This is a genomic window from Acetobacter oryzoeni, assembly GCF_004014775.2.
GTDB classification, from domain to species: Bacteria; Pseudomonadota; Alphaproteobacteria; order Acetobacterales; family Acetobacteraceae; genus Acetobacter; species Acetobacter oryzoeni.
The window spans coordinates 2,379,982-2,404,375 of the sequence record NZ_CP042808.1 but is presented as its reverse complement, the minus strand read 5'-3'; the positions used below and the strand labels follow the sequence as shown (position 1 = coordinate 2,404,375).

General features: G+C 52.0%; 25 protein-coding genes and 1 pseudogene. 10 read left to right on the top strand and 16 right to left on the bottom strand.

What is annotated here, in order from left to right; translation table 11 throughout:
* The first annotated feature begins 1 nt into the window (after position 1).
* From trbF to EOV40_RS11175, 4 genes are read left to right on the top strand one after another with little or no spacing between them, the layout of a single operon-like run.
* On the top strand, positions 2–685 hold the full coding sequence (trbF, locus tag EOV40_RS11190) for a conjugal transfer protein TrbF (protein WP_007397923.1): 684 nt from the start codon (positions 2–4) through the stop codon (positions 683–685).
* Complete coding sequence (trbG, locus tag EOV40_RS11185; RefSeq protein WP_007397924.1) at positions 682–1,683, top strand: P-type conjugative transfer protein TrbG; 1,002 nt, start codon at positions 682–684, stop codon at positions 1,681–1,683. The genes trbF and trbG overlap by 4 nt, the downstream gene beginning before the upstream one ends.
* Positions 1,680–2,879, top strand: coding sequence for a TrbI/VirB10 family protein (locus EOV40_RS11180; protein WP_029329795.1), 1,200 nt, complete (start codon positions 1,680–1,682; stop codon positions 2,877–2,879). The genes trbG and EOV40_RS11180 overlap by 4 nt, the downstream gene beginning before the upstream one ends.
* Entirely contained in the window at positions 2,876–3,115 is a 240-nt protein-coding gene (locus EOV40_RS11175) for a DUF2274 domain-containing protein (RefSeq protein WP_007397926.1), read from the top strand. The genes EOV40_RS11180 and EOV40_RS11175 overlap by 4 nt, the downstream gene beginning before the upstream one ends.
* 1 nt (position 3,116) lies before the next feature.
* Here EOV40_RS11175 and EOV40_RS11170 read toward each other — a convergent pair whose 3' ends face one another.
* The 12 genes and pseudogenes from EOV40_RS11170 to EOV40_RS15320 all read right to left on the bottom strand — a co-directional run bounded on the left by EOV40_RS11170 (position 3,117) and on the right by EOV40_RS15320 (position 13,250).
* Positions 3,117–3,761 carry a LysR family substrate-binding domain-containing protein gene (locus EOV40_RS11170; RefSeq protein WP_228120804.1) on the bottom strand — a complete coding sequence of 215 codons (645 nt, stop codon included), beginning with the start codon at positions 3,759–3,761 and terminating at the stop codon, positions 3,117–3,119.
* 132 nt (positions 3,762–3,893) lie between these two features.
* Positions 3,894–4,037: pseudogene (locus tag EOV40_RS15550) on the bottom strand (LysR family transcriptional regulator); the annotation flags it as partial.
* 178 nt (positions 4,038–4,215) lie between these two features.
* Positions 4,216–5,106: a CopD family protein gene (locus EOV40_RS11165; protein ID WP_034931184.1), complete on the bottom strand. Its 891-nt coding sequence runs from the start codon at positions 5,104–5,106 to the stop codon at positions 4,216–4,218.
* Positions 5,103–5,480 (bottom strand): copper homeostasis periplasmic binding protein CopC, encoded by a 378-nt coding sequence (copC, locus tag EOV40_RS11160; protein WP_010517558.1) that lies wholly within the window; start codon positions 5,478–5,480, stop codon positions 5,103–5,105. Before copC ends, EOV40_RS11165 begins: the two co-directional genes overlap by 4 nt.
* A gap of 99 nt (positions 5,481–5,579) precedes the next feature.
* Positions 5,580–6,920 (bottom strand): aminotransferase class III-fold pyridoxal phosphate-dependent enzyme, encoded by a 1,341-nt coding sequence (locus EOV40_RS11155; protein ID WP_010517556.1) that lies wholly within the window; start codon positions 6,918–6,920, stop codon positions 5,580–5,582.
* Entirely contained in the window at positions 6,917–8,092 is a 1,176-nt protein-coding gene (locus EOV40_RS11150; RefSeq protein WP_208620531.1) for a methanobactin export MATE transporter MbnM, read from the bottom strand. The genes EOV40_RS11155 and EOV40_RS11150 overlap by 4 nt, the downstream gene beginning before the upstream one ends.
* Position 8,093: 1 nt before the next feature.
* Complete coding sequence (locus tag EOV40_RS11145; RefSeq protein WP_157132976.1) at positions 8,094–8,999, bottom strand: MbnP family copper-binding protein; 906 nt, start codon at positions 8,997–8,999, stop codon at positions 8,094–8,096.
* Positions 8,996–9,571 (bottom strand): methanobactin biosynthesis protein MbnC, encoded by a 576-nt coding sequence (gene mbnC / locus EOV40_RS11140; RefSeq protein ID WP_010517452.1) that lies wholly within the window; start codon positions 9,569–9,571, stop codon positions 8,996–8,998. The genes EOV40_RS11145 and mbnC overlap by 4 nt, the downstream gene beginning before the upstream one ends.
* Complete coding sequence (gene mbnB, locus EOV40_RS11135) at positions 9,558–10,379, bottom strand: methanobactin biosynthesis protein MbnB (RefSeq protein WP_010517450.1); 822 nt, start codon at positions 10,377–10,379, stop codon at positions 9,558–9,560. The genes mbnC and mbnB overlap by 14 nt, the downstream gene beginning before the upstream one ends.
* Positions 10,380–10,433: 54 nt before the next feature.
* Positions 10,434–10,532, bottom strand: coding sequence for a methanobactin (mbnA, locus tag EOV40_RS15510; RefSeq protein ID WP_082770916.1), 99 nt, complete (start codon positions 10,530–10,532; stop codon positions 10,434–10,436).
* 125 nt (positions 10,533–10,657) lie between these two features.
* Positions 10,658–12,838, bottom strand: coding sequence for a TonB-dependent receptor domain-containing protein (locus EOV40_RS11125; protein ID WP_087607244.1), 2,181 nt, complete (start codon positions 12,836–12,838; stop codon positions 10,658–10,660).
* A gap of 145 nt (positions 12,839–12,983) precedes the next feature.
* Entirely contained in the window at positions 12,984–13,250 is a 267-nt protein-coding gene (locus tag EOV40_RS15320) for a DUF2946 family protein (protein WP_230975674.1), read from the bottom strand.
* Between the two features lie 36 nt (positions 13,251–13,286).
* On the opposite strand from EOV40_RS15320, the gene EOV40_RS15315 reads away from it, so the two are divergent.
* Positions 13,287–13,442 (top strand): hypothetical protein, encoded by a 156-nt coding sequence (locus EOV40_RS15315; protein WP_244297038.1) that lies wholly within the window; start codon positions 13,287–13,289, stop codon positions 13,440–13,442.
* 391 nt (positions 13,443–13,833) lie between these two features.
* On the opposite strand, the gene EOV40_RS11115 is transcribed toward EOV40_RS15315, so the two are convergent.
* Both EOV40_RS11115 and EOV40_RS11110 read right to left on the bottom strand, forming a co-directional pair.
* Positions 13,834–15,003, bottom strand: a complete 1,170-nt coding sequence (locus EOV40_RS11115) for a site-specific integrase (RefSeq protein ID WP_034931190.1) — start codon at positions 15,001–15,003, stop codon at positions 13,834–13,836.
* A 320-nt stretch (positions 15,004–15,323) separates the two neighbouring features.
* The gene (locus EOV40_RS11110) at positions 15,324–16,247 is read right to left on the bottom strand and encodes a LysR family transcriptional regulator (RefSeq protein WP_128106010.1); all 924 of its coding nucleotides are present in this window, start codon (positions 16,245–16,247) and stop codon (positions 15,324–15,326) included.
* Between the two features lie 120 nt (positions 16,248–16,367).
* Here EOV40_RS11110 and EOV40_RS11105 point away from each other — a divergent pair, with 120 nt between their 5' ends.
* The 4 genes from EOV40_RS11105 to EOV40_RS11090 are packed head-to-tail and all read left to right on the top strand — an operon-like array spanning position 16,368 to position 21,387.
* A complete protein-coding gene (locus EOV40_RS11105; RefSeq protein WP_128106009.1) occupies positions 16,368–18,008 on the top strand; it encodes an MFS transporter in 1,641 nt (546 codons plus the stop codon).
* 15 nt (positions 18,009–18,023) lie between these two features.
* Positions 18,024–19,100, top strand: a complete 1,077-nt coding sequence (locus EOV40_RS11100) for an HlyD family secretion protein (RefSeq protein WP_128106008.1) — start codon at positions 18,024–18,026, stop codon at positions 19,098–19,100.
* A 4-nt stretch (positions 19,101–19,104) separates the two neighbouring features.
* Complete coding sequence (locus EOV40_RS11095) at positions 19,105–20,628, top strand: efflux transporter outer membrane subunit (protein ID WP_128106007.1); 1,524 nt, start codon at positions 19,105–19,107, stop codon at positions 20,626–20,628.
* 9 nt (positions 20,629–20,637) lie between these two features.
* Positions 20,638–21,387: a pirin family protein gene (locus EOV40_RS11090; RefSeq protein ID WP_128106006.1), complete on the top strand. Its 750-nt coding sequence runs from the start codon at positions 20,638–20,640 to the stop codon at positions 21,385–21,387.
* A 98-nt stretch (positions 21,388–21,485) separates the two neighbouring features.
* On the opposite strand, the gene arsC is transcribed toward EOV40_RS11090, so the two are convergent.
* Positions 21,486–21,833 carry an arsenate reductase (glutaredoxin) gene (gene arsC, locus EOV40_RS11085; RefSeq protein WP_128106005.1) on the bottom strand — a complete coding sequence of 116 codons (348 nt, stop codon included), beginning with the start codon at positions 21,831–21,833 and terminating at the stop codon, positions 21,486–21,488.
* A gap of 80 nt (positions 21,834–21,913) precedes the next feature.
* On the opposite strand from arsC, the gene EOV40_RS11080 reads away from it, so the two are divergent.
* Entirely contained in the window at positions 21,914–23,605 is a 1,692-nt protein-coding gene (locus EOV40_RS11080) for a SulP family inorganic anion transporter (RefSeq protein WP_128106004.1), read from the top strand.
* Here the strand turns inward: EOV40_RS11080 and EOV40_RS11075 are convergent.
* The gene (locus EOV40_RS11075) at positions 23,600–24,385 is read right to left on the bottom strand and encodes a sulfite exporter TauE/SafE family protein (protein WP_050818584.1); all 786 of its coding nucleotides are present in this window, start codon (positions 24,383–24,385) and stop codon (positions 23,600–23,602) included. The two genes, EOV40_RS11080 and EOV40_RS11075, sit on opposite strands and share 6 nt — an antisense overlap.
* Positions 24,386–24,394: the final 9 nt, after the last annotated feature.

Sequence of the window (24,394 nt, the reverse complement as noted above, 5' to 3'; positions counted from 1 at the left end):
GATGTTCCGTCGCTCCACCACCCGCTACGGGACCACGCCCGAGCCTGTCACGCCCTATCAGAAAGCCGCGCAAGTCTGGGACGAGCGCATCGGCTCCGCCCGTGTACAGGCCCGTAACTGGCGGCTGATGGCGTTCGGCTCTCTGCTTCTGTCCGCAGGCCTTGGCGTAGGGCTGGTCTGGCAGTCCGCGCGCGGTACCATCACGCCGTGGGTCGTGCAGGTCGATCGGCTGGGGCAGGCGCAGGTCGTGGCCCCCGCGATAGCGGGCTATATGCCCGCCGATCCGCAGATCGCTTGGTATCTGGCGCAGTTCGTTCATGACGTGCGCGCTCTGTCGTCGGACCCTGTGGTGGTGCGGCAGAACTGGCTACGCGCCTATGATTTCACCACCACGTCGGGCGCTCAGGCGCTTAACGATTATGCCCGCCTCAATGATCCGTTCTCGCGCATCGGGCATGAGCAGGTCGAGGTGGACATCGCCTCGGTGATTCGGGCGTCTCCCGGCAGCTTCCGTGTCGCCTGGAGCGAGCGCCATTACCGCGACGGCGCGTTCACCGGCACCGAACGCTGGACCGCCATCGTGTCGGTCGTTCTGCACACGCCACGCGATGCCGACCATCTCAGGAAAAATCCGCTCGGAATCTACGTCTCCGCCATCAACTGGTCGAAGGAGCTTGGTCAATGACGCGCTTCATTTTCGCAGCCCTTCCTGTGGCGCTGCTCTCGCTTGCCGGTTGCGCGGGCAGTTACCATCCGCCCGTCATCCGGTACGATGACGCCGCGCGCGCGACGAGAATTCCCGATCCACCGAAGCCCGTGCAGGTGGTGGAGGTGCCACAGCCACTTCCTCTGCCGGGCCAGTTCAAGCCACTGCCGTCACGACGCACGGCCCATCCGGTCCCCGAGGTTACTGATCCGACCACGCGCGTGACCCAGGCTAATCTGGCGGCGCGCATCCAGCCGACGCGGGCCGGTTTCATCAATGCGGTGCAGGTCTATCCCTATTCTCCGGGTGCCCTCTATCAGGTCTATACCTCGCCAGGCGAGATCACGGACATCATGCTCCAGCAGGGTGAAAAACTGGTGGGCACCGGCCCAGTTGCTGCTGGGGATACGGTGCGCTGGGTCATCGGTGACACCGAAAGCGGAGAAGGGGCGACCAAACGCATCCATATCCTGGTGAAGCCGACCCGGCCGGATCTGACCACTAATCTGATCATCAATACTGACCGACGGACTTATCTGGCGGAATTGAGGTCAACACCCCCCACATACATGGCGTCGGTCTCGTGGAACTATCCCGAGGACGATCTGATTGCCCTGCACCGGCAGGACGACGCGGCCGATGACTCTGCCCCAGTGGACGCGGGGCTGAATCTCGATACTCTGAATTTCCGCTATGCCATCCAGCCGGTGAAAGGCGGCACGCCGCCCTGGTTACCCGGCCGGGCCTTTGATGACGGTCACAAGGTCTATATCGCTTTTCCATCCGGGATCGGGCAGGGGGAACTGCCGCCGCTCTTCGTGCTGGGGGCGGATGGCGGCCCGGAACTGGTCAATTACCGGGTGCGGCAGAACTGGATGATCGTGGATCGGCTGTTCGCCGCCGCTGAACTGCGGCTGGGCGATAAGCATTCCGAGCAGCGGGTGCGCATTGTCCGCATTGACGGCAGGAAGTCATGACCGGGCAGGCTCACACAGTGGGAGAAAATTCTGCGGCTCCGGCCACAGGGGGAAATTCCGCAGCATCACCGCCGCCACCTGATCTGCGTCTGCGGACGGAACGACCGCGTGTCGTGCGGCTTTCCCGCACCGTGGTCTGGTCGCTGGGCGGGGTTGGTATGATCGCGGTGGCCTTCGCGCTGGGCTATGCCCTTCAGGCAAGCCATCGGGTGTCATCCACGCCTGCCGCGCAGGACGCGGATGTGCGTCCCTCTGCCGACGGGCTGGCGGGACTGCCGTCCGACTATGTCGGCAAGGATGTGCCGAAGCTGGGACCAGCGCTGCCCGGTGATCTGGGGCATACCATCCTCCACGCACAGGAGCAGGGAAAGGCAGCCTCGGGTGGCGACGACCGCCGTGCCGCGCAGGAGGTCGAGGCCGCAATCGCCAGCAAATTGTTCGTGCAGACGGGAGAACGCGACCGGGGTACCGACCAGGCAACTCCGCCCACATCGGGTGCATCTGCGTCCCAGGCAAATCCATCTTCTTCGACCGACGCCCAATCAGGCAACCGTGCCTTTCTGGCAGGCCAGCCTGACCGCGCGACGACCAGCCCGGATCGCATCATGCCGTCAGCTTCGCCTTATATCCTTCAGGCGGGCACTGTCATCGCGGGGGCGCTGAACACGAAAATCAGCTCTGACCTTCCGGGTCAGATTACTGGCCATGTCACGCAGAACGTCTATGACAGCCCGACCGGTCGTTTCCTGCTGATCCCGCAGGGAAGCCTGCTGTTCGGGGCCTATAACAGCGGCATTTCTTTCGGGCAGCAGCGTACCCAGATCATCTGGACCCGGCTGATTTACCCGAACGGCGAGAGCCTGGTGCTGGAAAAACTGCCCGGTGGCGACGCCATCGGCCAGTCCGGCCTGTCCGATGAAGTGAACAACCACTGGGGCCAGCTTTTCAGGGCTGCCATCGTGACCACGCTCCTGAGCGTCGGATCAGAGGCCGGAACCAGTCAGAGCGAGAACAATCTGGCGCAGGCCATCCGTTCTGGGGCCAGCAATGGGTTTTCCATGGTTGGTAACCGGTTGGTTGATCGCAGCCTCAACATCCAGCCGACCCTAACCGACCGGCCGGGGCTGCCTTTCACCTTGATCCTTAACCGCGACCTTGTCCTGCAACCTCGCCACGCAAAGGAAACAGCACCATGACAACGCTGCGCATCACTGAAATTCCGGATGAAAAGCCGGTCCGCATGCCCGTGGACTTACCGGCGGACCTCCATCGTGATCTGGTGACTTACGCAGCACTGGTCAGCCAGAATGGTCAGCCCGTCGATCCAACCCGTCTCGTGCCGCACATGATCCGTGGATTCATTGCATCTGATCGAGCTTTCGCGAAGCTTAAGCGTGCGCGAGCTAAGCAGATAGTAAGCAGAGAAACTTAGTCTATTCGAGATTCTGCTTTCCCAAGAAAACAAGTATTTTATGTGCGACGGTCGACAAATTTCTATCGCGCCATCCAATGCCGTAATCAAGATGTGAAAAACCGTCGCCGTCGCGCACTTCTAGCACAGTTACCTGCTCAAGGATCGTACCTGGAAAAAATGCGAGCCAGCCAGCCGGCATGAGCGTAATACCATGTCCGTTAATGACGAGAGCGATCGTCCGCAGACTTATGATTTCTTCCCTACACACTGTTGGTAGAAAGCCAGCAATGCTTGCTTTGCGTTTTAACAGTGTAGACATGTCCTCTCCTGTATCATCGTTACCGAAGACAAAAGTTTCTTCCCGTAAATCGCTCCAACATGTCGTGACAGACGAAGCAAGAGGATGGTTTGTCGGTGTCACAGCGACAATTCGATCGCTCCACAGTGGTAAGGTAGCTGCGCAAGATTCGTTCAGCGGAAGGGCTATAATTACTAAATCAACGATACCGTCGAAAAGAGCCGAAATTACATCTCTCTTGGATACGTCACGATATATAAACGAAATACCGGGATAAAGAATTCTATACGGTTCGATGAAGGCCGACACCCGTCCTGGCGGTACATTACTTTGTATTCCTATTGATACGATACCGCTTTCACCCAAGGCGCATCTCCGAGTATATTCATAAAGAGCATTTGTGTCGTGCAACAGAGCCTCAGCTTGTCGGAGGAATGCTTCGCCGACTGGCGTAGGCGTTGTGCCAGATGATGTCCTGCGGAAAAGCTGAATTCCGACGCGCTCCTCAAGTAGCCGAAGTGAACGACTGACTGCGGACTGTTTGGAATTTAGAGCGCGTGCCGCGCCATGGATGCTTCCTTGAAGAGCAATTGCGCATACGCATTGCAGTTCCCGTAGATCAAGAGGAGGGTGTCTTACCATTCCATTTCTTTCCTCTCATACAAATTAAAATTCGACAGTTTGTAGTGTGAGTGTTGTAACGCACAATAATATAATTTATGTATACGTGAAAATATAATGTAATATTTATATATTTCTTATATACCACAATTAATACCTAGATATATTTATTCGCATCTATAGATATGCGCGCATGACTCTAGTTTGTAGGCAGAGATAAGATTGTCGGGTCCATTCTCCCAGCAACGGCAACAATTGCAATAACAGCAATAGAAAGTGCAATTTCGGCTATTGTTCCGCGTTGAAGATATTTAAGGCTAACCGTAATGTTTCTTTTCTGGCGTAGATTTTTCACGTATACATAGCGGTTGACGCAGGCGATACAGACCATACCGCTCGTTAATCCCAGCTTGAGAATGAGTAGTGTAGAATAGACAGTGACATGCTTCGGCCATCCCCCCAGGATATTCAGGCCGAGTCCAGAGCCGGTAAGCAGGACCAGAAGCACCGCGATATGCCCCGCAGCCGAGTACCGTGCTAACGCCACTTGCATGGAGCAATCCCACTTCTTTTTTCGTGTATCACTGACAAGCATGGCAACGGGGATGAGGCCCCCGCACCAGAAACTACCTGCAAGCAAATGCACGGCCTGGAAGAACATCGCGCCCACACCGATCATGCGCACGTGACCTGTCAAGGCTGTCGCCGTCAGAAGCACGCATGCGGGTATGACCGACAGGACCGCGCCGCATTTACGCCAAGTTAGAAGTAGAAGACAGACGCCAGCTACGGCCTGAATGATCCATGCCTGTCCAATGGTGGTGTCAACAAGCACGGCTTTGCTTAAAGTCGGCGAGAAGGCATCCTGCCATCCATCTCCGACCTCGGAGACTTCGGCTGGCAGTGTTGCAACGACGATTACCGTCGTAAAAACGCTCCCCCATGCCCAAAACTTTCCCAGGCGGGCAGAGAGTGCGTTTCCGAGTTTGCGCGGAGCCAGCCACCCTGCAAAAAGCAGGCTACCTGTAAGAAAGAGCGCCAGGCTGTCTCGTGCGGCGCGACATAGGATCAGGAAAGCATCCGGTGTCATCGGTTAGTAACTGTGAACCCGTAGACGCCATGAGTCTTGTGTCCATCGACGGCAAGGGCGTGCCAGGTTACGGAATATCGTCCAGGCACGAGGTCAATTTTGAGCGGGATCGTCAGAGTCTTGCCGTCATCCGACAGGGAAACGTTTCCTGTTTCTATAACATTACCCTTGGGGCCAGTGACAACGACGCCGGTGAGCTTGACAACTACTGCTTCAGTAAAGCCTAGCGTCAGGCTCTGCGGCGCCGTTCCCGTGCTATCCGCAGCGGGTATTTCGGCGTTCAGGTGGGCATGTGCATAGGCAGGGTCCGCCATCTGCAGAACGAAGTTCCCTGCGAGACACATAGAGGCAACGATTTTACGGATAGAAGTCATGTTTACTTTCCTTGCTTGGTGTGAATTACAGCAGAAAGACAAATATTTTCAGAGAAAAAAGTCTCTTATTGACCAACGAAAAGGATACCTTCGACGCAGCTATGCTGTTGAAAACAGAATAGTATTGAAAGCTTTCGTCATGCGTTGCTCAAGCTCATCAATGTCTTTTTTAGAAATAATGAGAGGTGGTGCTAAAATTATGCTATCGTGTGAGATTCTTATCAGGACGCCGTGTTCCATACATGCTTTCACAACTGACCGTTTGATGTCTCTCTTCTCATCATTTCGGAAATCAAGCTCCCTGTAGCTACGGAATCCGACTTCAATCGCGCTTAATAATCCGATTGTCCGTGTGGATCGGACCAGTTCGTGTGCCGCAAGTTTCGAAATCATCTTTATCCAATGTTCTGAAATATCCCGCACATGATCTACTATTCTTTCATCCTCATAGATTTTTAGCGTTTCAAGGGCGACGGCAGCGGCAACAGGATGTGCGTGATATGTGCCGCCATGATGAAACCCATGGTGCATAATCGAGCAGTCCACCAATGCGGAGTGAAAATCATCATTCATGACGACCGCCGAAATCGGTTGATAGGCCGCTGAAAGCCCCTTCGATGCGACGAGGCAGTCGGGAGTCTGGTTGACGGTCTGGCTTCCCCACATCTTTCCGGTTCGACCGAAGCCCGTCACGATTTCATCGAAATAAAGAGGAATATCGCGCATCGACAAGACGTTGCGTATTGCTTCAAAATATCCTTCCGGCGCTGGGTACATGCCGCCAGCAATCGAGACTGGCTCGCAGAGGAAGGCCGCGATATTTTCGGCACCCGTGTGATCTATCAGTTCTGCCAGTTCCAGCGCCAGGCGATGTGCATAATCTTCTTCTGTTTCTCCAGCCAACGCGTCACGTGGCCAGCGGGGTTGCGCAGCATACAGAATATCGTCACCCGTCAGATCGAATGAATTGATAATGCTTTCGATCCCGCCAAGTCTCGTGGCAAATATCGTCGATCCATGGTAGCTCCCCCGACGCGTGATTATTTTATGCCGTTTTGGATTTCGTTGTTTATTGATATACCAAGTCGTTTTAATGAGAGTTTCGATAGCTTCCGATCCGGTTGTGGCGAAAAGAACGTGAGCGTCCGGTATCGGCGCTGCCGCGCTGAGCGCGTCCGCAAGCGCGTGGACGACAGGGACCGTCCGGTTTAGCGCGGTGGGATAGACTGGCAGCTCTCGCATCTGGCGTGTGGCGGCTTCGATCAGGCGTTCATTATGAAAGCCGAGCGTAGCGCAAAACAGTGCCGACACCGCGTCGATATAGTCTTTACCCGAAGAATCGAAGACGAAGACACCAGATCCAGATACCATATCGACGCCTGATGACATGGCGGAGTTGCTAAGATGCGATAAGCCGTACACCAGTCGCGAAGTCATCATTGTGCGCCTTTACCAGAGGGAGAGGCTGAGGGCAGAGCCAAAGGGCAGGTCTTTCCCGGATCTGAGAACGCCGGGTTGGTGATGAAGCTCTGATCCGTCAGGGAGTTCAGGAAGGCGATCACGTCCGCGATCTCCGCCTCGCTGATATCGAACGGCTCTATGAACTGGTCGCGCAACGGGTTCTCTCCGTGTGGCCCTGTCGCCGACCGACCTCCCTTCGAGTAATGTGCTGCCAGCACGTCGTGCAGCGTGGCGATGGAGCCATCATGCATATAGGGACCCGTCAGAGCGACGTTGCGCAGGCTTTCCGTGCGGAATTTCCCCTCGTCCTCGGCATTGCCTGTCACTGTCCGCAGCCCGTGATCACTGGCAGGATAGGCCCCCTTGCCGTCCTCGTTATACAAGCCGGTATTGTGAAAGCCTGTTTCTGGAAAGGGCATGTTAGCCGCGCGGATATTGTCGGTCAGATTCAGGCCATTATGGCAATGCGAACATTCGAGCTTCTCGCCGAAGAAGAGCGCCTCGCCTCGTTGCGCGGCCGGGGACAGCGCCGTCTTGTCGCCATGCAGCGAGTGGTCGTAGGGACTGTCGAAGGACAGCAGCGTGCGCTCGAAGGATGCAATCGCCTTCGTGACCGTGGAGAGTGTGATCGCGCCCTTCGCCTCGGGGAAGGCGACACGGAACAGGCGCGCATAGCAGGGATCATCCGAGAGCCGGGCGAACAGCGCCTTTTCCTGGCCGCCCATGCCCAGCTCGACCGGTTGGTCGCTGAACATCGGGATCAGCATCTGCTTTTCCAGAGTGGTGAGCTGTGGATTGGCCCAGGTGTAGCTCGGCAGATAGGCTACGTTCGCCAGTGGCATCGGCGTGCGTAGTCCCGGCTCGCCATGCGCGCCTACATGCGTCGGGACACCAGAGGCAAAGCCCAGTTTCTGGAGATGGCACGACGCGCAGGCGAGCGTCCCATTCTCCGATAGCCGTTTGTCATAAAACAGCCGTCGTCCCAGTGCGACCTTCTCTGCCCTCATCGGATTGTCGGACGGGACGACTGGCGCAGGCGCCCAGGAGGGGATGTCCCAATGCCACGTCGTGGGCCGGGTTGCGGCCGATAGAAGCAGCGCCCCCCCACCCAGAAGGGCCATCTGGAGAACTTTGCGAAATAACGTGCGCATCTTATCGACCCCGAAATACCGACTGAGCCGGCGGAGAGGTCTCTGATCCGAATGGCAGGCCGAACTCACGGAACACACCTGCGCAATCCTTGTCGTCCGGTCCAGACATGCAACCTGGCGCACTATTAATCTGGTTGGTGCTGACATTACTCAGAGCGAGCAGTCGACTTATGTCGAGCTTCACGGTCTGATGCGCCGGATCGAACTCCGGCAGCGTGACCGTGACGAGGTTCGGGGCCGTGCACGCGCCCTTCGGCGCCTCGACCGCGCTGGCGGACTCACAGCCGGTGCTCCCGATATGGACAGGGAAGCCGTGCGGTCGCGCTTTGTCGCCAGGCTTCGGAATCATCGTGATGTCGAGCGTGAAAAAACGATATCCTGACTGCCAGGTCCAGAACATGCTCGTCATGTTCAGTGGTGGCTGTGCAATCGTAGGATCGCCGTGATTGGCGGCCATAGGCAGCCCAACGGTGAAGCGCAGGCCGGTGAAATGGCCTTGCGGCCAAACAAAACTGATAGCCGAGTTCGGCGACGGAGTCGTATCGCTGCATGGAATATTGCGATCGATCAGGTCGATCAGCGCTATCCCGTCACGCTGCCAGAGGCCGGACGGCCCTGGCTTGACCAGCACCGCACGGCCGTCCTTCGTGAGCAGCGCCACATCGTGGATGTAGAAGCGTAGATCGTTGATGCGGACCGTATTGTCGCTTGTCCCCACCGGGCTTATGGTTCTAGCACAACTTACCGGCTGGTTTCCGAATGCCGCCTGGAAAGTAAGGCGCCCGAGCTTTGGTGCTGCGTGGGCTTCGTTTGAAGAAAAGGCCGGGAAAATAAATAGACCCATCCCAATGAATAACAAAAAAAAATTTATTCTATACACTGACGGCGCATAGGTCAAATTGCTCACAGTATGCGGCTCCATCCAGGGAATACAGAAATTTTGTTATCAAAAATAAGGAAATACGACGGAATATCATCTTCCGGGCTTAAATCCGCACCAATTTCAATTTCTTGAATTTCTCGTTGCAGATCTACCGCACGGCACTTCCAGCCGACAGTCCAGTTTTGTTTGATACCGCGGTAAATGGCGATGCCTAGTGCTTCTGTGCGATCAGATATGGCCCACCGAGCAGCTGCAGCTCCCGCCAATTCCGATAGAATGATTTCGGAATTAGAACTATTCAGCATCTCATTTTCTTGCAACCAAATGATAACCCAGAGGTGTAATGGCCAACCAAAACAAATTTTTCGCTCAGAACCCCACCTCATAAAGGGCCGAAAAATATTGAATCCGTCTTGATCACCAGAAAAATCCAGTAGGGATGGACATGGATCATAAAGAGCATGCCAATAACCGCGCCACGCAATATCTAATCGCACCAACGCGCGCCTGTTGTCAGAAAACAAAGAAAACTGATCTGGGCGCGACATAAAGTCTATGACATCGATATCACGCAAATATTTTCTATGATTGTTCATTGTATACACTCTGGTTTTTCGATTTCAAGCGAAGGCTGTTTAAATCTTCCACTATAAGGTCGTAATCAAAATTTCCGTCTCGTTCGTAAGTAATTGTAGTATTTTCACGAAAAAACAGATCAGCATAACGATCTATGAAGATCTCCGTTTCTGATGAAATCTGCTCCGAATGTGAATCAATTAAAATATTATTATCGCTTGGTGCTGGAGTGTATCCTGCAACATGATAGTGTAGCGTTTTCGATATTACATTCTTCCAGTCGTCTATGTCTGCGCCCGTATTCCTAGAGGCACAAACAGCATTGGATATATCAAACAACACATTACATTCAGTTTTCTTTGATATATGCTCGAAGAAAGTTGGAGCTTCATAAGAACCGTCGAGCAGTGAAGGATAATTCTCTAAATATAGAGTATGACCAAGCATATCCTGCCATCGCCGAATTTTATCAAAATATATTGACCCTATTGCATAATTTATTTCGGCGAGTTGATAAAAATTAGTTCCGTTATGCTCGAAAAGTGCGATATGATCGGAAATATAAAGTGGCTGAAACGCCTCAGACATTTGCGTTATTCTGCTTGATATATACTTTAATTCTTCCTCACCTCGCTCCAAAAAACGGGATTGCATAATATGGAATGCGACAGGGCAAGGAAATTTCTTTGCAATTTCTGTTGGATTGAGATGTAAAAAATTGTCGATCAGGAGTTCGACGTAATCTATATGTCCCTCGTCAATAAGGGACATAATAGATGAGTAAGATTGGCCGCCAGTGAAATTTATGCCAATAGAACCGTTACACATCGTATACCTCCTAGTGCGAGACTGGCGCGGAAAGGCGCCAGTCTCTGTATTGTTTTAAGCGTTATAACCGCAGACACCCGAACCACACTGCAGTCCGGCCCGGACAGGTACAGAAATTTGTTTGGTTTTAAGTATAGTTATAGTAATAGTCATTTCATACCTCCAGTAACCACAATAGACATTCTATGTGGCGTCTAATTATACATAAAAACAGGAAATAAATCAATGGAATTACGTGTAATAATTTGATTTATTTCAGAATAACCTCCTGGCAATTGTCAAAATCTATATGATAGATCAAAGCGAAAGCTGCGACCTACTTCAGGAAAATCAACGTTTGTGGAAGCCATTTTATACATACTGTATTCCTTGTCGAATAAGTTGGTAACAGCAAAATTAATTCGCCAAGGCTTGCGAGGAGGTGCCCAGGTTGCGAGTATGTCGTGCACCATATAGCCGGGACGCCGACGAATAATAGTTGCATCGTAGTTCTGAGCGTCTACGGCCATGAGGCTGTACATTAAAGTCAGTCCGATGTTCGGAAAACGGTAACGCATATCAGCGGCAACTTTATCTGGAGGCGAGTACAACCCAGCACCGGTCAGAGCGTTTGTGACTCTTATGTGGCTGAAGCTCAGATCAAACCCCCAGTTTCCTATGTCGTAATTACTATGTAGCTCAATACCGTAACGTGTGGCGTGTCCAACGTTCTGATATTGATAAATGGGTCTGTTTTTCCCATATTTTCCATTAAAACGCCCGATAGCAACTTCTTGAATGAGATTGGTTACGTCTTCGTAAAAACCTGTAGCGCGGACGCTCGCACGATCGTGCTCGCTAAACAGTGCGCTCTTTGTATAAGTAAATCCGCCTTCGTATGTTTTGGCAGATTCGGGTTTTAGATTTTTGTTAGAAACAAAATTTGCGAACCATTGATTGCCTGTCAAATCCATGTCGCTTTGCGCTGGGGTGGGAGCATTATAAGCTTTCCCCCAACTGAGATATATCATCCATTCGCGTGTTGGTTGCCACGATAATGTTATTTTTGGAAGAATAGCACCGTTTGAGCTATTTGAGAGACCTTTCCCGTGTTCAGGAAAGGTATTGTATCTATCGTAACGCAAGCTAGGGGAAAGAGTGACATGGTGGCGAAATTTTATTTCATCTTGCCCGTAAACCCCATATACCTGCTGTTGTGCGTTGGGTGTATTTGAACCAGATGTGGTGTACGTATAAAAATCGCGGTAGTAATTTACGCCTCCAGTAAATTTATGTCTTCCAAACAATCCGAAATTACGAAAGTATGATTTTTGTAAGTCGAAACCATAGGTCTCAAGGACAGTGGACCCGCCATTAGAGTCCATGCTGTTCGGCACCTGCTTTGAGGCCATTTTCGTTCTGTAAAGGGTCAGCCTTCCATCTTCCTCGCCTTGCTCGTTACGTGTTGTGAGGTGCAATGTTGACTCGTCCTGTCGGACATTTTGCTCTTGGCAGGTAGAACAGTGGTAAGTGGAAGGACCTTTTTGTGGCACTGAAGATCTATAGTTTTCATCAAGATAAAATTGCTGACCAAAATCTATTCTAATTCGGTCATTGATGTCATATCCAAGTTTAAGTAGTGCGCTGTGGCTTTGCCCGTCATTGGGTGAAAGTCTCTCGCCGCCCCCTAATCGTATCGAGTTGAAGGTTTGCCCAGAATAAGCAAGAAGCGCATCGAACTTGCCCCATTTTCCGTATATTTTTGCTGATCCCTTCCCATTTCCGTTGGCGCTTTGATAGCCGCCATCAATTTCTCCGCCCAAGCCTTGACCCGGTTTCAGAAGGGACTTTGCGTCAATAGTCTTAATTGACATAACTCCGCCGAGACCACCTGTTCCATAAAGAGTGGACGCTGATCCGGCGACAACTTCTACACTCTGGATAAAGGCGGGATCGATATAAAGCGGCGCTTCAATCCCTTGGGAATCCCAATTACGCCGTGCGCCATCGACCATCAAAATGATCTCGCGTCCCGCAAACCCACGGATTTGGGGAACCTGACCTTCCATACGCGCCGTGCCGACCATATCGACATCAGGCAAGCGATTGAGGGCATCTGAAATCGTGGAAGATTGCCTCATTTGGATGTCCTGACGTGTTATCAGGCTGACCGAGGCGGGAACGTCCTGGATCTGCTGTGGCGTTCGCGTGGCTGTGACAACGAGCCGCTCAGCTGCGTTGCTGGATATAGGGACGGCTGCTCCTGTTTTTACGTGAGCGCCGAGTTGTTTTGACGTGTTTCGTGATGACTGTTCCGGAGTTTTTTTAATCGCCGCCTGCCTGGTTGATGCGGCACTCTCACGCTCTTTTCCGGGCAGTTCATTGGCATGCGCCGCGAAGGACGGGATAAGAAAAATTGCGGCGGCAGAAAGTAAGTGCGCGCGGTGGAACGTGTGTGCGCAAACATGTGTCGAAGACATGAAAGCTGATCCTGAGCTGAGAATATCGTTCAGCCAGCAGGACGGTCATTGTCTTTTTCGTCATTAGTTTATGACGTCAGCGACGCACTATGCGTTAAGTGAACGCGTACGGTCGATGAATGACAGCTTAAACGGCCTGCGGGCGCTAGAAGACCGCAGACACAGGGGGGCCACAGGAGAAAGGAACACCAAGTGTGATGACAGGTGGAGCACGGGGGTTAACGATGTTGACGTGGCGTTGCCAACGAATAAACGCCAGTGCCAGCAAGATCACGAGAGCTGTGAACAGGAATACTGGCAGGTGCAGGAGGGGGCATAACGGACAGCTTCCATCGTGATGAGAAGGATGCCCGGACATGTGGTCGTGGTCGCCCTCATTGTCGGCTGACACAGCCTGCGTCACATTGTCCATTGTCATGCCAGGCATATCCGCACAGACGGAGTGCTTATGTGGCGTGTGATAAAGATGTGGAGCGATATCAATGCCTGTCAGGCGCAGGATGGTAGCACGAGGCATTTCTCCCGGCATTGCCTGACTCTGGATCAGGAGTTGCCCCAGAAAGCCCATGAGCGTGAACGCGACCAGAAACCAGCGGCTCAATGAAGAGCGGGGCGCAGGATGTATGGCATGGGCCATCTTTTGAAAACATATGCTCCTGTCACGGTAGACTTTTTATAAAATCCATTATGGTTGCGAGCCTGTCAACCCGATATTGCACACACATGGCAGGCATTCCTACCAGGATGCTTGAAGAGCCCATTTTGGCTTGGCGGCGGCTTTGTTTCGCAAATACGTGGAAGATCGCCGAAGTTCACATCCACGTTGCTACTTTTAACCGCTTCACAACGCTCGGAACCTCAATCACTTAGGCGGTCGTATAACAAAAAACATAAGAGCGTTCAGCACGACCAATCAGTGAATTGTGCAACAAAGCCGAATATATTTTTAGGTATTTTTAAAAATAGTTCTGTGAGGCAGGGCATAATTGACGTGTTCAGATGTTGCTCTCGCTGCCTCCTGAAACAAGTGCCGTAAAAATTTTCAAATCGATCCCTTTGACTGCACGCTGGATTGGTTCTTTCTTGAGGTGAGCATAACGTGCGGTCGATTTGAGATCGCGATGACCCAGCAGTTTCCCGATCATGACCAGATCCTCGCCGAGTTCCAGCGCATCGGATGCAAAGGAATGGCGGAGATCGTGAATGCGGACATCATGCAGCCCGGCTTCCTTTCGGATGCGCCGCCACGGCTTCTCCAGATCGGTCAGGTGACCACCGTCTTTCCGTCCCGTGATGACATAGGGATTGCCCTCAACCCGCGTGATGTCTCCAAGCAAGCCGATCGCACTCTCGCCCAACTGAACCGTGCGGGCACCATTTTTGCTGTCAGGTAATCTGATTATCCCTTCGTCCAGAAAAACATATTCCCATTTCAGACGTTGGATTTCCCGCAGGCGGCAACCGGTTAAAAGCAGGAGTTGGAACGCGTTGACGGCTTCCGGCATTGCGGAACGGCCGTCGTCGAGTGCTTTGCCAAGACGCTGATGTTCTTCTGTTGTGAGGTAGCGCTCGCGCTTCTGCTCCTTATAGCGTTTCACGCCCCTGCATGGATTGACGTTGTCTGTCCGCACACCCCAGAGGATTGCCAGAGAGAACATTTTCGACAGCACACCCAGAGTCCGGTTCGCCTGATACGGGATATGGCGATAGGCGTGGTGGAATGCGACCACATCCGAGTGGGTCAGGGTGGCCACCATCCGGCTGCCAATTTTTTTTATAATGAACAGGTCAATCGCGCGTTGATATTCGGCTTGTGTGGTTGATTTCAGATGCGTCTTTACATGCCGTTCAATGAAAGTCTTGCAGAACTGACTGATTGTGGGGGAGGTCCGCTCTTCGCCGCGTTCGGTGTTTGGGTCGTTGCCGTCTTTCACACGAGCGAGGATTTTAATCGCTTCATCGCGTGCTTTGTCTGCCGTCCAGGGACCATGATGGCCGATCGTATAACGTCGGAACCGGCCATTGGCTCGATAATGAACCACGTAGCTCATCCGACCCGAAGGCCAGACCCGCAGGGCGAAGCCGGCGACCTGATCGTCCCAGACGATGTAGTCCTTCTCAGCAGGCTGGAGGGTGGCGATTATGCGCTTTGATATCCGGGGCATGGCTGCCTCCACAGGATGCGTATAGGATGCAAATGGGATTGAAACGTCAGCGTGAGTAAGCGTAGACAGAAGAGCCAAAATGAACGACTTATTCAATTAAAATAATAGGATAGTAGTGGTTCTTCGGGATGCGTCGGGGAATTTCGTGGCAGGGCGTAGCTCTTGCCTACAAACTCATAACCTGAAGGCCGCAGGTTCAAATCCTGCCCCCGCAACCATCTCAAAAGCCCCGCTCAACCAATCGGTTGGCGGGGCTTTTTGTGTCTCAAAAAAGCCCTGGCTAATTTGGTGTCCGCGGCGGGATTCGAACCCACGGCGTGCTATGGAGGGAATTTTACCAATACCTGCCGGGCAACACGGAAAAGCGTTTCTCGCAACCAGCGATGCACTGGGTCCATGTCACGGCGAGGATGCCATGCTTGAAAAGCTTCCACGGATGGAAGTGAAAGCGGAAATTCAAAAGATGTCAGCCCCAGAGCATCTAAAGAGATATGATCAATCACGATACCCGGTAAAGGTAGAATGAGATCTGTATTTTTCATACTTTCTATCATTGCATGGTAATTGGGCACTACCATCGCAATCCTACGGGTGAGCCCATGTTGATTACGCAGCATCCAATCAATAGGCCCTTGCGCCCGGCCTCTGCGTGAAACGCTGATGTAATCGTAGCGCACCATGCTTTGAGGTGTGATGGGCTCTGCCAGAATTGGATGTTCTTTACGTACAAGGCCCCGCATATAATCGCGGAAAATGGTCTGGCGGCGTATTTCGGGCTTCATCGTGTCTGTCGCACCGATGTACAAATCTACACTGCCATCGCGCAGTGGATCAGATGCAGCAGCATCAAGCTCGGGTGCCCAGATAACTTCACAGCGTGGGCAATCTTTTTTCAAGGCTTCCAAGAGTGGAAGTGCCAAGGCTGCCACAACCAGATCATTCGCCCGGATGGTAAAAGTAGGCGCCATGTTTGCCAGATTGGCAAGTGCGCGTGTTTCTATAAGGCTATCTGCCGCTACAACAACATCCTGTACACGGTTGAGTATGCCCGCGGCAAAGGTTGATGGGGTCATGCGTCGGCCAGATTGCACAAGAATAGGGTCAGCAAACGCTTTGCGTAATTTAGCCAGCTGGCGGCTCATGGCCGGTTCGCTGATTTTTAGCCGACGTGCAGCAAGAGAAACGCTTTCTTCTTCAACAAGAACCTGAAGGTAGCGCAAGAGGTCGAGATCATAACCTTTCATCCCTTCAGAAGTAGATGTTGATTTATGGAATGGCCAGAAGTTTCTATTCCGAAAATCGAATTCGTCACTTACCAGAAATGGAGGTTGTCGGGGGCGCTGTAGGCGGCTTGAACTGCGCTTATGAATACTGCCGCTCCTGCACAAGGAGGAGGTGCCGCACCGGTTATTCACGCTGCGCCACCACGCCCTTCTTACATCCCACCCTTTGGCCTACGTACTGTTATTGGCTGTTTGGGCATGCTGCTTGCCGTGCATGTTGCAGGATTTAATGAGCATGTGACCGAGATTGGTCTGTCCGATATTCGCGGCGCCATGCACATTGGGCATGATGAGGGCACCTGGGTTATTGCCATTTATGAGGCGTTCAATATTGCAGCCATGGCGTTTACGCCGTGGTTTTATATGACATTCTCAATCTATCGTTTTTCCATTTTCATGACAGCAGCCATGGCGCTGCTTTCCATCCCTGCACCTTTTATGCCGGATGTGACGTCGCTTTGTATTTTGCGTGCCTTTCAAGGTTTAACAGCCGGGTGTCTGCCGCCTGTGCTGATGACCGTGATGTTAAAATACCTTCCACCAGAAATACGCGTATTTGGCATTGGGGGATACGCCATGAGTGCGACCTTCGGCCCTAATCTGGGTTTGCCGTTAGAAGCATTCTGGTTTGAACGTATGGGGTGGCACTGGCTGTATTGGGAAATTATCCCAACGGCAGTGTTGGCCATTGCGATGATGGCTTATGGTTTGCCGAAAGACCCAATGCATTTTGAGCGGTTTGAAAAGTTCAACTGGCTTGGCTTGTTGGTTGGGCTACCGGCCATCTGTTCCTTGGTGATTGTGCTGTATCAGGGAGACAGGTTGGATTGGTTCCGCTCCTCAGTCATTACGGATCTGACATTCTGGGGCGGAGCAGCTTTTATTGTCTTTGTGATTAACGAGGCCTTTCATCCCAGCCCTTATTTTCGCATTCAATACTGGCGGTCTCGTAATATTCAGGCGGCTTTGCTCTCACTGGTCGGTATTCTCGCCATCTGTGCGATTATGGGGGATATTCCTGCCACCTATCTGTCTGCTGTGCGTGGGTATCGGCCTATTCAAACAGCGCCTGTTTCTTTGGTTGTGGCTTTGCCGCAGCTGATTATGCTGCCGCTGATTGCCGCTTTCTGTAACAGCCGTAAGGTAGATTGCCGTTTTGTGCTGGCGGGCGGCATGTTGTGTCTGGCTGCTTCTGCATGGTTGGGCACATGGCTGACTGTGGATTGGGTGCGGGATAATTTTTATCCGCTGCAAATTCTGCAGGTTTTTGGCCAGCCCATGACTGTTATTCCCACTCTCATGTTGGCAACCCTTGCCATGGGGCCCGCCGATGGTCCGTTTATTTCTGGCATGGTCAATATGCTTAAAGGCTTGGCCAATGCAGTTGCTTATGCACTGTTTGCGGCATTAACCCGTAGGCGGGAACAATATCACTCCACAATGTTGCTTGATCATCATGGCACGCATGGCTTGGCCCTGCAGGGCATGGGCAACCCTATTACGCAACAGCTTTCCGTGACATCGCCCGATAGTGCACATGTTGCACGAAATTCACTGCAGGTTTTCCATACCTATGTGCATGAGCAGGCGCTCGTTCTGGCGTTGAACGATATCTATTATGTGCTGATCTGGGTCTGCCTTGGTTATGCCTGCATGAACCTTGTTTTGCCGCGCCGGGTGTATCCGCCGCGCGCGCCTTCTGCAAATACTCCAGCCCGCTAATCCGGAATACAGATTATGATCTATAAAAAACCGCTGCTTTATGCTGGCTGTGCCGCTGCTGTGCTTGCCCTTGTTGCATGGGGTGGTTCGCGGCTGATCAATGGTGATGGTGTCAACCAATATACCAATGATGCGTATGTAACAGCAGATTTCCCTACAGTTGCACCTAAGGTGTCAGGCCGTATTGATAGGGTGATTGCGCAGGATAACCAGCTTGTGCATGCAGGTGAAGAACTGGCGCATATTGAGGATGATGATTACCGGGCAGCCTTGGAAGTGGCAAAAGGTAATGTGCTGGCAGCCCAGGGTGATGTTGCTAATCTGGAAGCCGAACTTGGCCGGCAGGATGCCATTATTGCGCAAACACGTGCTGCTATAATGGCAGATCAGGCAGCGTTGATGTTTGCTCGCCAAAATGCCACCCGGTATCGCAATCTTTCTTCTGGCGGTGCGGGCACAATTGAGCAAAAGCAATCTTCTGAAGCACAGGAAAAAGAAGCAGTTGCGGCCATAGCGCGAGATCAGGCTGGAGTAGATGCGGCTATTCGGCAGGTTGCTGTTTTAAAAGCCCAGCTTCAGCGGGCCCGTGGTGTTTTGCTGCGTATGCAGGGTGATGAAAAACAGGCAGAACTCAACCTGTCTTACTGCACCATTCCGGCCCCAATGGATGGCGTGGTGGGTGAACGTGGCGTGCGTGTAGGGAATTATGTGCATCCCGGTACGGGTATTTTGGCTGTTGTGCCTGTTCATGAAGCCTATGTGCTGGCCAATTTTCAGGAAACACAGCTTACAAAAGTGCAAACCGGCCAGAGTGCGACTGTTTGGGTCGATACATTTCCCGGTCATCCGCTTAAAGCTCATGTGGATTCCTTGGCACCTGCCACGGGTGTCGCTTTTGCACCTATTCAGCCAGATAACGCGACGGGTAACTTCACCAAGGTTGTGCAGCGTATTCCCGTTAAACTCACGTTTGATCCAGACCAGCCGCTTGCTGCAAAGGTGCGTGTTGGCATGTCTGTTGAGGTGAATATTGATACGGCGTCAAAGCCAGAAGGCCCGCATGCCAATAACTCCCGTTATATCTGGCAGTAATGTCATGAAGCGTCTTTTCCTTTCCGGCTTGTCTGTATTCGTGCTTTCTGGCTGCACAGTCGGGCCGAACTATCATAAACCGCAGGTGAAAGCGCCAGCAGATTGGCGCGCAACGCAACCGCCAGCAGAAAGCCAGATTACAACGGCATCAACAGATCCGCAGTGGTGGACACTGTTTCATGATCCGGTGCTAACAAAGCTGGAAAATGAAGTTGCAGCCTCTAATCTGGATCTTAAAGCCGCCAGCCTGCGTTTGATGCAAAGCCAGGCAGAGCGGCGGATTGCCAGTGCCGCACAGTTTCCGCATGCAGAAGCCAACGCCTCTTATGGGCGAGAGCGGGCCAGCACCAATGGTGTGTTGGGGTTGCTGGGCACTATGGAGCGTGAACAGGCAGGGTCTATTGCATCTGGCTCTCAAGGGTTTGGCCCAACCGCCTTGCCCGGAAGTGTTGGGAACCCATCATTCAACTTGCCTCAATATGGTATGAACGCATCGTGGGAAGTGGACTTCTGGGGGCATGTGCGCAGGCAGGTGGAAGCAGCTACAGCGGCCATGCACGAAACGGAAGAAATGCGGCGTGATATTCTGGTGTCTCTTATGGCCGAGACAGCGCAGGATTATATAGATTTACGCGCCACACAAACGCAGATTGGCATTTTGCAACATAATATTCAGGTTGCAAAAGATAGTGTAAAACTCACAACATTGCGGTTTGAGCAAGGTGCTGCCACACGCTTGGATGTGGCGGAAGCTACAGGACAGCTGCATACATTTGAAGCACGTTTGCCGCCATTGCAGGCGCAGGCAACACATATGCTGAATGCTCTGAGCTTTCTGGTTGCGCGTGAACCGGGTGCATTAGATGCAGAACTTGGGCCACCAGGCCCCATTCCGCTTGTGCCTGCTTTGGTGCCGGTTGGTTTGCCATCTGAACTGGCAGAACGTCGGCCAGATATCCGTATGGCTGCGGATCATTTACATGCCGCCACAGCCAGTATTGGTGTGGCCATTGCAGATTTCTTTCCGAGGATTACGCTATCTGGCAGTTTGGATGTGCAGGCGCTTCAGTTTAGCGGGTTAGGATCATGGGCATCACGCCAATATGGTTTTGGCCCCACGGCAACGCTTCCTTTGTTTGAAGGTGGGCGGCTGACAGGCCAGTTGCATTTGCGCAAGGCGCAGCAGAAAGAAGCTGCCACCATGTTCCAGCGCACGGTTTTAAAGGCGTGGCAGGAAATTGATGATGCCATGGCCGATTTTACGGCGGCTCAGCATCGGCGAGATGAATTGGCCGAAGCCGTGCATGAAAACGAAATTGCAGTAGATACGGCCAAGGCTCAATATGTGCAGGGATCATCCGATTTCTTGAATGTGCTGACATTGCAGAATGCACTGTTGTCTTCTCAAAGCGCGTTGGCTGATGCCACGGCCCGCGTGGCAGGGTCTGTTACGCATCTTTATCGTGCGGTTGGTGGCGGCTGGGAAGGGATGTACCCAGAAAGAACAAAAGCAAAAAAACATGTGTGAGATTGGCGTATGATAACAATCAGGCAAGCACCTACGTTAGGCAGTGCACATTCAGATACGTTAATACTCCGCTGCCATTTTGCATTTGCTGATTATCAAGATCCTGCACATATCCATGATGGGCGCTTACGTGTGCTTAACCTTGGCATGCTTAAGCCAGAGCAGGCGTATCATCTTGGGCCAGAAGCCAATGTGGATATTCTCACATGGTTATCTGCGGGCAGTCTGGTGAGTCATGCAGATGGTTTTGAGCAGGAAGAAGTAGGGCAGGGCGGACTGCATCTTTTAAGCACCGGTACTGGCTGTAAAAGACTGGAATGGTCTGCAGGCCCAGAGGGTGCCACGTTTATTCAGTTCTGGTTCATGGCTGATGTAGAGGGTGTGGCCCCTACGCAGGAAGTTCGCGCAAGTTTCCCTCAATTGGAAGATGGAGGTTTTAGAATTCTTGCATCAGGATTTCCTGAAGATGATCCAGAAGAAGATGATCCAGAAGAAGATGGTCAGATTACGGATGGTGCTCCTGTTACCTTAACGGCACGGGCCCGTCTGTTACATGCCGTTATACCAGCGGCAGAGGGAGCTGCTTACAGTACCACGTTAGGGCGAGATCTATATCTGCTGGTTGTATCAGGTATTGTGACAATAGATGGGTATGTTCTGCATTGTGGTGATGCAGCGGCAATAACCGGTCAGCAGGATATCGTTGTGATTGCGCAGGAAAAAGCAGAGCTTCTTCTGGTCGATGTCGCATCTCGTTAGATATATTGGGCTCAAGTATCAGAATGCTTGAGCCCAATATATCTAAAACCATACGCTCATTCTTTGTGAGAAAGATAAGGCATATGGTTGCGCTTACTTTATAACAGTTCCAGCACAACATCAGCCGGACGGCAGGCTTTTGCGCCTTTGGGTGTAACCACAACGGGGCGATTGAGAAGCTTGGGGTGTTCTGCAATGGCATCAAGTATCTGATCATCGCTGATGCCAGGCACATCAAGCCCCAATTCCTTACATAAAGCTTCCTTGCTGCGTAAAATGTCGCGCGCGCTCAACTTTCCTTTGGCTAAAATGTTTTCCAATTCTGCCCGGGTTGGTGGCGTTTTGAGATAAAGGATAATGTTCGGTTCAATTCCTGCATCTCGAATAAGGCCCAAAACTGTGCGTGACGTGCCGCAAGAAGGGTTGTGGTAAAGAGTGACAGACATAGGTGCATCCTAAAGAGTGAGGCCTCAATGATGATATTTGAGGGTATCATGGCACGCAAATAGAGTGGGATAGAGAAAGTATGTCGCCCTTGTTAGGCATAAAAAATTGGCTCGGCCAACGGATAACCAAAAAATCCGGGTCATGGTCGGATATGCTGGCGGGGCTTTCTCTGGCTTCCATGAACATTCCTCAGGTTCTGGGGTATGCGCGTATTGCCGAAATGCCTGCTGTATGCGGGTTATATACTGTGTTGTTTCCGTTAGTGGCGTTTGCTCTGTTTGGTTCATCACGTCACCTCGTGGTGGCGGCAGATTCTGCTACAGCAGCCATTTTTTCCAGTGGTCTGTCAGAAATTGTTTCGCCCGGCAGCGCCAGGTATATGGAATTGGTAAGTGCGGTAGCTCTTCTTAATGCGGGGTTTCTGCTGGTTGCCCGCTTATTTCGCTTGGGCTTTCTGGCAGATTTTCTGTCTCGCACTGTGCTGGTAGGCTTTTTGGCAGGTGTAGGTGTACAGGTAGGCCTAAGCATGTTGTATGACATGACAGGCTTGGTCTCGTCCTCTCACAATACACTGGTGCAGGCGATAGGGTTGTTCCAGGGCTTTGGGCAAATGCAAGGCTTAAGTATGGCCATTGCCAGCCTGAGTTGTGTGGTGCTGTTGGCAGGTGCAAGGCAGAGGCCCCATTGGCCAGTAGGCCTGTGTGTTGTGGTTGTAAGTATTTTGTGTAGCTGGGGTTTGGATCTGCAGCATTACGATGTTGCCATTTTGGGCAGCATACGCGGTGGCTTGCCGGCGTTTTCCATGCCTCTTCCTGGCTGGCATGATATGCTGGCCCTGTTACCTATTTCTGCATCCTGTGTTTTTGTTATTATTGCACAAAGTGCGGCTACATCACGTGCTTTTGCAAACATGTTTCATGAACATGTTGATGAAAATGCAGATATTGTGGGGTTGTGTGCGGCCAATGCTGCGGCTGCTTTAACCGGCACATTTACGGTGAACGGTAGCCCTACGCAAACAGCTATGGCCGTGCAGGCCGGAGCAAGATCACAAAAAGCGCAGCTTGTTTTTGCTGCGGTAACGGCCTGCGTACTTTTGTTTTTTCCAGAACCTTTGCAGTATCTTCCTCGCTGTGTGTTGGGTGCCATTGTGTTTTGCGTAGCCGTGCGGATGATAGATATTCAGGCGCTTAATGGTATCCGCCAAGAAAGCCCCGGAGAATTCCGTTTGGCGCTGGTAACAGCTGCTACGGTTGTGAGCGTAGGGGTAGAGCAGGGTATCTTTATTGCTATTGCACTCTCTCTGTTTCGGCATGTGCGGCATAGCTATATGCCGCATACGTTGATAATGGCACCAGAAGCCTCCACCGGGATGTTGGAAGCAGAAGCGGTCGCACCCGGAGAGCAAAGTATGCCGGGTATTATCATTTATCGTTTTTGTGCAGATCTGTTTTATGCAAATTGTAATTTGTTTGCAGATGATATCATGACACTGATTTCATCTGCACCAAATCCGGTAAAATGCGTTGTGGTAGATTGCAGTGCAATTACCGATATTGATTATTCAGCAGCACAAGTTGTGCGGGATGTTTTACAAAGGTTACATGCGCGCGGAATAACCGTTTTGTTTGGGCGTGTTGCTCCATTCTTTCTAAAAGATATGGAGCGTCACCATATTACTGCCGTGCTTGGAAAAGAGAATATTTACACACAACTGCATACGGCACTGGCGAGCGCACGCAAGCTATGTGGTGGCGCAAAAGCTTTATAATTTCTGCACACCTTGCCAGATCATGTAGATGGCCACGATAAAAATGATACAGGCAAAAACTGTTGTAAGATGATTGGAAGAGCCTGACATACGGCGGGCTGTGCGGGTGCCAAACAGGCTGCCAAGCGCTCCACCTAAAATGAACAAGGCTGCTAATTGCCAATCTATATAGCCAGAAAGCATATAGCTTAAAGCTGTGCTAAACCCAAAAGCGGAAACGGCAACCAGAGATGTGCCTACGGCATTGAGAATGGGCATGCCGGTAGAAGCAATAAGGCCAGGCACAATTAGAAAACCACCGCCAATGCCAAAAAAGCCAGAAAGCAGACCGGTGCCAAGGCCATAGCCCATAACTTTGGGGGCATTATGCCTGTTGCAGCTTGCCCCTTGGCAGCCAACGTTATGCCGCCCGCGGAGCATAAGAATGCCAACGCCAATCATCAGCAGAGCAAAAAACAAAAGCAGCTTTTTGCCATCAACTGTTTTGCCAATGGCTGCGCCAATAAAGGCCCCGGCAACTCCACAAGATGCAAAAATACCTGCGCAGCGCCATTTTACCGTATGGTTGCGGGCATGCTGTGCCAGCCCCACCAATGCGTTGATAGCGACTGCCAATGCACTGGTGCCAATAGCTACATGGGGGTTTTTGACCCCCACCAGATAAACCATAAGTGGCACAGCCAGAATGGATCCCCCGCCACCGATTAATCCCAGAGTGAAGCCAACCAGAACGCCAGACATAAGTTCCAGCAGGAGATGGGCAGAAAATAAGGTGAGCATGCGGGGTAT

What these genes read in the sequence shown, in the direction of transcription:
- EOV40_RS11105 (WP_128106009.1), top strand. Translation starts at nt 16,368, where the DNA reads ATGAATACTGCCGCTCCTGCACAAGGAGGAGGTGCCGCACCGGTTATT.
- mbnA (WP_082770916.1), bottom strand. Translation starts at nt 10,532, where the DNA reads ATGACTATTACTATAACTATACTTAAAACCAAACAAATTTCTGTACCT.
- EOV40_RS11095 (WP_128106007.1), top strand. Translation starts at nt 19,105, where the DNA reads ATGAAGCGTCTTTTCCTTTCCGGCTTGTCTGTATTCGTGCTTTCTGGC.
- EOV40_RS11110 (WP_128106010.1), bottom strand. Translation starts at nt 16,247, where the DNA reads ATGAAAGGTTATGATCTCGACCTCTTGCGCTACCTTCAGGTTCTTGTT.
- trbF (WP_007397923.1), top strand. Translation starts at nt 2, where the DNA reads ATGTTCCGTCGCTCCACCACCCGCTACGGGACCACGCCCGAGCCTGTC.
- copC (WP_010517558.1), bottom strand. Translation starts at nt 5,480, where the DNA reads ATGACTTCTATCCGTAAAATCGTTGCCTCTATGTGTCTCGCAGGGAAC.
- EOV40_RS11180 (WP_029329795.1), top strand. Translation starts at nt 1,680, where the DNA reads ATGACCGGGCAGGCTCACACAGTGGGAGAAAATTCTGCGGCTCCGGCC.
- EOV40_RS11100 (WP_128106008.1), top strand. Translation starts at nt 18,024, where the DNA reads ATGATCTATAAAAAACCGCTGCTTTATGCTGGCTGTGCCGCTGCTGTG.
- trbG (WP_007397924.1), top strand. Translation starts at nt 682, where the DNA reads ATGACGCGCTTCATTTTCGCAGCCCTTCCTGTGGCGCTGCTCTCGCTT.
- EOV40_RS11115 (WP_034931190.1), bottom strand. Translation starts at nt 15,003, where the DNA reads ATGCCCCGGATATCAAAGCGCATAATCGCCACCCTCCAGCCTGCTGAG.
- EOV40_RS11155 (WP_010517556.1), bottom strand. Translation starts at nt 6,920, where the DNA reads ATGATGACTTCGCGACTGGTGTACGGCTTATCGCATCTTAGCAACTCC.
- EOV40_RS11150 (WP_208620531.1), bottom strand. Translation starts at nt 8,092, where the DNA reads ATGCGCACGTTATTTCGCAAAGTTCTCCAGATGGCCCTTCTGGGTGGG.
- arsC (WP_128106005.1), bottom strand. Translation starts at nt 21,833, where the DNA reads ATGTCTGTCACTCTTTACCACAACCCTTCTTGCGGCACGTCACGCACA.
- EOV40_RS11165 (WP_034931184.1), bottom strand. Translation starts at nt 5,106, where the DNA reads ATGACACCGGATGCTTTCCTGATCCTATGTCGCGCCGCACGAGACAGC.
- EOV40_RS11080 (WP_128106004.1), top strand. Translation starts at nt 21,914, where the DNA reads ATGTCGCCCTTGTTAGGCATAAAAAATTGGCTCGGCCAACGGATAACC.
- EOV40_RS11075 (WP_050818584.1), bottom strand. Translation starts at nt 24,385, where the DNA reads ATGCTCACCTTATTTTCTGCCCATCTCCTGCTGGAACTTATGTCTGGC.
- EOV40_RS11175 (WP_007397926.1), top strand. Translation starts at nt 2,876, where the DNA reads ATGACAACGCTGCGCATCACTGAAATTCCGGATGAAAAGCCGGTCCGC.
- mbnC (WP_010517452.1), bottom strand. Translation starts at nt 9,571, where the DNA reads ATGAACAATCATAGAAAATATTTGCGTGATATCGATGTCATAGACTTT.
- EOV40_RS15320 (WP_230975674.1), bottom strand. Translation starts at nt 13,250, where the DNA reads ATGGACAATGTGACGCAGGCTGTGTCAGCCGACAATGAGGGCGACCAC.
- EOV40_RS11125 (WP_087607244.1), bottom strand. Translation starts at nt 12,838, where the DNA reads ATGTCTTCGACACATGTTTGCGCACACACGTTCCACCGCGCGCACTTA.
- EOV40_RS15315 (WP_244297038.1), top strand. Translation starts at nt 13,287, where the DNA reads ATGTGGCGTGTGATAAAGATGTGGAGCGATATCAATGCCTGTCAGGCG.
- EOV40_RS11090 (WP_128106006.1), top strand. Translation starts at nt 20,638, where the DNA reads ATGATAACAATCAGGCAAGCACCTACGTTAGGCAGTGCACATTCAGAT.
- mbnB (WP_010517450.1), bottom strand. Translation starts at nt 10,379, where the DNA reads ATGTGTAACGGTTCTATTGGCATAAATTTCACTGGCGGCCAATCTTAC.